We start from the raw sequence: 7,064 nt of genomic DNA on the forward strand, positions 1-7,064 counted from the left end.
TGTGTTTTATTTTATGTAGTATAATTTTGATTTTTTATTTCCATCCAGCATAAACCACAGGCTAAACAAAAGAAAGCAAAAACTTACCCAGACCAGCTTATCCAGACTTTTAAGAATATAGGCCTCCTGACTGCTGTTAAGGATAATGGCTAACACGATACTACATTGCAGCAGAAGATAAATGCTGTAAACGCTGTTAAAAATCAGCACTTCTCTTTTTGTGGCTTTCGCATCTACATCTGCATTATAATATAACCGCCATTGTCCAATAATATAAGCAATAGCGAGTCCAAATCGCAGCATATAATGTAGTTGTTGATCCACAAAACCATAATGGTGCTTAAATCCTAGGGGGATGTCTTCCACCAGCATCCTAAGCAGTTTTTTCTGTTCTTCTAGCGGGGCTATTGCATACGGAATGACATCAATCAATCCAAAGCAAAAGGGCAATAAATGTAGTAGCCAATATTTAGGCAGTGTGGCATTGGGATTAAATTTGAGCCAAACATAAAAATAAAAGCAGGGGCCCACCAGATAATAAAAGGGTATCCCTTTGTTATAAATACGCGGATAATATTGAATTTCCCCCGTATAGATCATGCAATAGATCATGACATGCCAAATTAAGGCCATCACCCCCACACTGATCAGTAGCTGTCCTATATCTCTGTATTTAAAACAACGATAAAAGCGGAATAAAAGACCTGATATGCAAAAAGCTCCCCCCAATATAGCGAAGCTTAAACTTATCCAAAATTGAGGGTTATGCTGCATCATATCAATTAAAAAAGTCAAGAAAAAGTTTATTCACTTTAAACTTCGCTACTAATTGAATGCAATAACGGTCTTCGGACCTTGCTGCTTCGAATTTAGCCCCTATAGCCTCTGCCCTGCGTTTCATATTAATCGTACCTTGACCGCGACGTCTTGCATACGCTGGATATGAAGTCGTTCCTTCGATTTTCTTTAAGGAATTTGACAGCTTTAAAATAAGCTGATGATGATCTATTTTTAAAAATATATCAACTTTCGCATTTGGGCTGTGTTTACAGATATTATGCAATGCTTCTTTAAAGATAAGGTATACATTCTGACGTACATATTGAGGCAGCTGGCCGGCGCTCTGCAGATTTATATCAAATTTGACATCGACATCCTGCATCGGCAGGATCTGCGAAACCAAAAACCTCATCCGGTCTTCTAAACTTCCTTGGCTATTATTGCGCGAGTCTATTGCCCAGATGACATCATCCATCGTTTGTACCGCCTCCCGGCTATAGGCTGCAATTTTTTCTAGCGACTGATGCCGCCCCGCGGGCTGCTGACCTATAGCCATAAGATCAGTCTGCATCGCAATTCCCGTAAGCAGGCCGCCAACTTCGTCATGCAGATCGCGCGCGAGTTCCAGCCGGAGCTTTTTATCCCGCTTGTGCTGTGAAGATCGCATAATTGCGATGATATAAAGAACAATGCCTAGCCCCAGCGTAACCAGCACATAAAAAAGCTGTGTCTCATAAAATTTCGGCTTTTTATAAAACAGCCACCGCTTGGTTTTCACACTTAGACCATTGTCGCTTACCGTCTTCAATTCAAGTTCGTACTCGCCTGTTTTCAGATCGGAAAGGTTAATTTCTCCCGACGCAGGCACTTCCTGAAATGATTTTATGTGAGGCCGGAGGCGAAAGTAAATTTTATAATTTTGCTTATAGGCATCTATTTTTGCTATTCTAAGATTTGCAAATTCAATTTTTTTGTCGAAAATCAGCGTATCTTGGCCATCTTTTGGTGTGAAGGAAGTTATGATATTCCCGGAGCCGGTACCCATAGAAATTGTTGCCAATACCGGCGGAGGCACTGTTTTCTGCTTCAGATTATACAAAAACTGCTGCGGCTGGATAGCAATACAGCCGAGCACACCGCCGATAAGCAATTGCCCTTGAAGCTTATCTTCGAGTATAGAAGCCTGATTAAATTCTTCAAATGGCAGCCCATGCATCGCATAAGCATTATAAAAATTTTTACCGTCCCAAATCGACAGCCCCCGGAATGTCCCCAAAAACAACAGGTTATCCACCCATGCCATATTAAAAACCACATTATGTGCTAGCCCGCCATTCGTGTTATAGGTATCAACATGTCCTGTGCTTGCGTCAATGGCTATCAGCCCCTTTCCTTTTGTTGCCAGGAAAACCTTATTATGCCGAAATGAATGGCTGTACACCTGGAGTTTCTCGCTTTGTTGCGGATAAATTTTCCTCAGCCGGCCCGCCAAGTATTCAAAATAACCGTTTTCGGTGGTATAGGAGATGACCTGTTGTCGTACTTGAATGGAATTGACACGCTCGCCCATTCCAACAAGTTTTCCCATTCTATCCCTTAACGGACTAACTAATCCCGTATCGCGATTGTAGAGCCATAGTCCACAGGACGTGCCAACCAGATAGGTGTTTTTTCGATAGTGACAGAGGCTGTACACCATGGTGGACAAATCCTCGAGGGTGCCCTTAGCCTTTTTATATGATAAAGATCTAAATTTTCCATTGACCAATAAACCCAAAAAATTACCCTCCAAACCGACAAGGGCAGTGTCTTTGTCAATTGGCAGAAAAGCATAATAATTATTGAGCGGGGCTGATTCTTTTATGGCAAGGTTATTTGGCGTAAAATATTTTAACGGAGCATAGCCCCCCACATAGTACTTATCCTGCTGTTTTACGATTGCCCTGGCCGTACCCGTGTTCCAGTAATTCAGCTCAAAGGCTCTTCTGGCAAGACTATACAAGCCATCCTCTGTTGCACAGAGACCTTCGTGCCCATTAAAATCAAGCTGGTTGAGCCTTGATTTGAACAGATTTCTGCGGATATCGTGTTTGTCCTGACGTAAGAGCGTCATTGCGAGGTTATTTCTAAATTCAAAATAGCGGCCATCACCGAAAAGGAATATGATCTTTTCCGTTTCCGCAAAGGACCAATGCGCCCAATCACGCATATCACCTGCATTGAGCCCCTGAAGATGTAATTGGTGAAATTCCCTTCCGTCAAAGGTCATATAACCCAAGCCATAATTTCGCAGCAGCAGACCATTTTCCAATAAAAATAGATCATCTAGCCCCTGATAGACCCTTTTTGGCATCTGAACATGCTGCGTTTTCCCCGTTTTTAAATCTACAAAAAAGAGTAAGCTGTTGTAAGCAAACCAAAGCCTGCTTTCATCCGCAAGGAGACTTTTACCCACCGGCCGTCGCATTTCGGATAAAGCGGGCTGAAACTCCATCAGCTTTTTTTTTCGAGAACCGCTGATCTGCCAGAGAATACCCGATCGGGTTGCAACAAAAAGATTTTTCCCTTGATTAAATAGTGCAATGACATCCTCGCCCACGAGCCCTTTTGAAAACATATCTTTTTGAATAAATCGCCATAGCTGTGTATCAAAGATGAACAGCCCATTTCTTGTCTCCAGCCATAACCGCCCCAAATCATCGGTGGTCAGTTTATTCACTTCCGTGAAACCCAAAGGTTCTGTATAAAGTTCATTAAATGCTTTTATTGCAATGCCATCATACCGGTAAAGAAGGCTTCCTGCAATAAACCAGATAAACCCTTGTTTATCCCGGGCCACAGATTCTATATTACGGTGAAAGGGATCAATTCCCGAAAGAATTTCGATTTCATAATAGCCTGAAGCCATTAACCTGTTAAAAACAGGCATAGCAAAAAAAGTGCTTAATAGCAATAGAATTTTTAGCGCTTTTTCAAACACAATCGACTAAGTTCAATAATATGGACAGATCAAATATAGTTATTTGAAAATAATTATATATTAATAATCGATATAAAATTTTCCTCCGAAGAGATTTTAAAACCTGGAGAAATAACTGCTTTAAGTTAAATAGGTGACAGCTGGCAACATTTTGCTATCAGAAAAACCAGCTCCGCTAAAGCTGATAAATAATGCGCAAAAAGGAACTTAGCCTATTTTCCGCTCCCCCTATCGGTAAGCCGACTGCCATACCGATGGCCAACTTATTGCTGAGGCCGAGTTTGATCTGGGGATGCAAAACTGTATGTATGCCTTCGGACGAAATTTCCTGGTTGATCTCAACACCGACAAAATGATCGGTATTCGGTACAGTATAATGAAATGACGTATTGACCTGCCAATTCAAAGCCGTTTTGGATGTGGCGTATTGATAAGCAATCTCCGGTCCGGTGTAAATTAACGTATGCCAATGACGCTGCCAATTTTTGGCGGCTATAAAAAAAGGATTAAAGGCGGTACCACCGTTGACAAAGTTAAAGATCTGTGTATACCCGACAGCCAAGGTTGTCGCATTCTTTTTTGATACATAGAATGAATATTGGGACGACAATCGCAATCTTTCCAATTGATTTGTTGAAGGTACATTGGCAATACGGCTTTTAGCATAGGCAAAATCCGTTTCCACCTCGAGTCCTAAGCGATCAATTGGTGCAAATTCATACTCCATGAGATATCCAAAGTCATCCTTTAGACTTGTTCGTTTGATATCCGCTCCCAGATTAAATTCTTTTTCCCCTTTTCTTGCGCCAAGGTCGCGTACAAGGTCATTATAAAGGGGCTCAGCATGGTGCACCTTGTCCGGTAAATTTTTATTCTCCTGAGCAAGTAGAGCACAGGAAAAGAACAGACTGTAGGACAAAAATATAGATTTCCACAGCTTGGTATTTTGAAAATTTCTTGTCATAACACAAACCTCTCGCTGAACTTTGGAAAGAAATGGGAATTTGCACACGATAATCCCTGTTTCTTACACGTTATTTATTACTTTATTAACCTAGCTTTGAAGATCAGTTTCTTAAAACAAGCAACGGTAGACCCTCATGTACCTAGTGGAACTTATGGATTAAACAGTGTTGCAATACGCTCGCATGATAAAACTGTAGACAAGAAAAGATGAATTATGGGAAAAATATCAGATCAGCAAATAGCAGAATTAATTTCAAAAAGAATACTGGAAATCATCGATTTAACAGGATTAACCTTAGAGAGCCTGGCCAGTTTTGTAGGGGTATCCACATCCACTATTCGGAGTGCTTACCGTAAAACCGGTTCATTGTCTGTGGATAGCCTTTCAAAAATCTGTCGGCCATTTGCCATTCAACTAGCAGATTTCTTTGATGCGGCCTTAGCTTTAAAGATAGACGAAGAACACCTACCAGATTTAAAGGAATTTAAGAAGAGCTACTTTGCGGATCAAGAATTAACGAGTCCGGCATCTTCATTTGATGAAAGCAACAGCCAAAGCGAGCACCATCGCCAACAACGCGAGCTCATCGCCTATATAATCTATCGATCCGACTATTTCGACAGTCCAAAAACACTCGAAGCGATGGTCGCCGACTTTAGGAAAGATTACCAGGCGGCTTTCACCTCGGAAAGATTATATGCCTTGCTGTTAAAATACTTAGGCAGTGGAATCCTCGACAAAAAAGCCTTGCCGAGAACTGCCCGCCGGATGCCGGCCAATAAGCGTCCATATTTATACTTCAAAAAAGAATCTAAAAAAGCATAAACGAGTTCCCAAAGTTAAATTTGACGATAGGCAAGCGGATTACTACCTGTCTGTCTTTTAAAAAAATTGCGAAAATTAGATTCATCCGAGAAGCCCATCTCATAGGAAATCTGAGATATCGAAAGATCAGTATGCTTTATATAGCGCAAAGCCTGTTGGGCCACAACAGTAGATATCACACATTTAGCCGATTTTCCGGCGACAGCAGAACACAACTCGGTCAACTTTCGTGGAGAGAGGTGCAGACGGTCCGCATAATACTGCACACTGGTATGTTCGCGGTAGTGCTTATGCAATAAGACCGAAAATCTGTTAAACAGCTGAACGGAAGCGATCTCTGCAGATCCACACGTTGTTTCTAGCGATAACATAGTTTGATATCCTTCGAGCAACAAGGACTCAAAGCAGTGGTGGGCAACCATCATATCAATGGTACGGTACTCAGCGCAGCCTTTCAAACGCTCTACAAATAAATTCTTGAACACCAGCTCTGTTCTATAGTCCCGCATAGAAAGAAAGGAATGACTTCCAAAAAACAATTCGGAATTGAGTATTTCGGTATCGAGTTTAGATCTTTGATAAAAATCTGCAGTAAACCAAAGTAAATATCCTTCGCCAGTGATAGCTTGGGGAATTTCCACTTCATCATGCGGCCCAATAAAGATGAGTTCACTATTCGGAAAATCATAAATAGTCGGGCCAATTTTTATGCTGACAGGAGAGCATGTTCGAATGATGGAAAAAACCGAGTTGCTGTATAGCCTTTTACCTAGCTTGCTACCATATTCAGCCAGTTTTAGTGCACCAAATTGCATCCCGTCATTTGCTACAGCTGATTTACAAAATTCCATTTCCTTAATAAATTCTTTTCAAAATCAATAATGTCCAGATTTTCACAAAGCCTCGTATAATGATAAATAGATTTCAACATCTTTCGGGGAGATTGTTTTGAGAAAACGATTTTCACACCGCTATCAAGAAACCTCTTTTTTTCATCTGCACTTTCGCTGGCCGAATAACCAAACAATTGAATCATGGGATAGCGGCTTCTTAGTACGCGAGCGGCCTCCATGCCATCCATTTCCGGCATATGCAAATCCAGAATGCACACATCCGGTTGTTCCATATTTGTCTCAAGCAGATGCAAAAGCTCTTTTCCATTATGGCAGGCGTATAGCATCTCATAGTTTCCCATTTCTCTGGCCAGATGCTCAATTACTTTCAGGTGCAATACATTATCATCGGCAAATGCAATTTTTAATTTCTTGTCCATTAAGGTAATTGTTAAATTATAAACCTGACACCTTGCATTCTTTAGGCTGGATGTATTTATCTTTATTGCACGAGTGCATGTCGATGAAATTGTCAAAGCTATTCTCCAATACAATTAAAAGCATTTCAATTTTCGGCGCGACATATCTCTGTTTACTGTTCATATTTCGGTCTATTATATTTTTTCAACAAGCTTGTACTAGCTATTTTAATTGTAAATTATTAGTCTAATTCAGACTA

The 7,064-nt window shown here is 40.8% G+C and carries 6 protein-coding genes; 1 reads left to right on the top strand and 5 read right to left on the bottom strand.

Annotation, left to right across the window (positions count from 1 at the left end):
- Positions 1 to 6 precede the first annotated feature (6 nt).
- The 3 genes from B3P16_RS22790 to B3P16_RS22800 form a co-directional block, all read right to left on the bottom strand.
- The gene (locus B3P16_RS22790; RefSeq protein WP_286844529.1) at positions 7 to 777 is read right to left on the bottom strand and encodes a hypothetical protein; all 771 of its coding nucleotides are present in this window, start codon (positions 775 to 777) and stop codon (positions 7 to 9) included.
- A 1-nt stretch (position 778) separates the two neighbouring features.
- Positions 779 to 3,709: a histidine kinase gene (locus tag B3P16_RS22795; protein ID WP_286844532.1), complete on the bottom strand. Its 2,931-nt coding sequence runs from the start codon at positions 3,707 to 3,709 to the stop codon at positions 779 to 781.
- A 226-nt stretch (positions 3,710 to 3,935) separates the two neighbouring features.
- The gene (locus B3P16_RS22800; protein WP_286770363.1) at positions 3,936 to 4,724 is read right to left on the bottom strand and encodes an HAEPLYID family protein; all 789 of its coding nucleotides are present in this window, start codon (positions 4,722 to 4,724) and stop codon (positions 3,936 to 3,938) included.
- Positions 4,725 to 4,940: 216 nt separating this feature from the next.
- On the opposite strand from B3P16_RS22800, the gene B3P16_RS22805 reads away from it, so the two are divergent.
- Entirely contained in the window at positions 4,941 to 5,552 is a 612-nt protein-coding gene (locus tag B3P16_RS22805) for a helix-turn-helix domain-containing protein (protein WP_286770362.1), read from the top strand.
- 14 nt (positions 5,553 to 5,566) lie between these two features.
- Here the strand turns inward: B3P16_RS22805 and B3P16_RS22810 are convergent, their stop codons facing one another.
- Both B3P16_RS22810 and B3P16_RS22815 read right to left on the bottom strand, forming a co-directional pair.
- Positions 5,567 to 6,403: a helix-turn-helix domain-containing protein gene (locus B3P16_RS22810; protein WP_286844535.1), complete on the bottom strand. Its 837-nt coding sequence runs from the start codon at positions 6,401 to 6,403 to the stop codon at positions 5,567 to 5,569.
- Positions 6,379 to 6,825, bottom strand: coding sequence for a response regulator (locus tag B3P16_RS22815; RefSeq protein WP_286844538.1), 447 nt, complete (start codon positions 6,823 to 6,825; stop codon positions 6,379 to 6,381). Before B3P16_RS22815 ends, B3P16_RS22810 begins: the two co-directional genes overlap by 25 nt.
- Positions 6,826 to 7,064: the final 239 nt, after the last annotated feature.

Origin of the sequence: Sphingobacterium sp. UBA7631 (assembly GCF_002483935.1) — a bacterium.
GTDB lineage: Bacteria > Bacteroidota > Bacteroidia > Sphingobacteriales > Sphingobacteriaceae > Sphingobacterium > Sphingobacterium multivorum.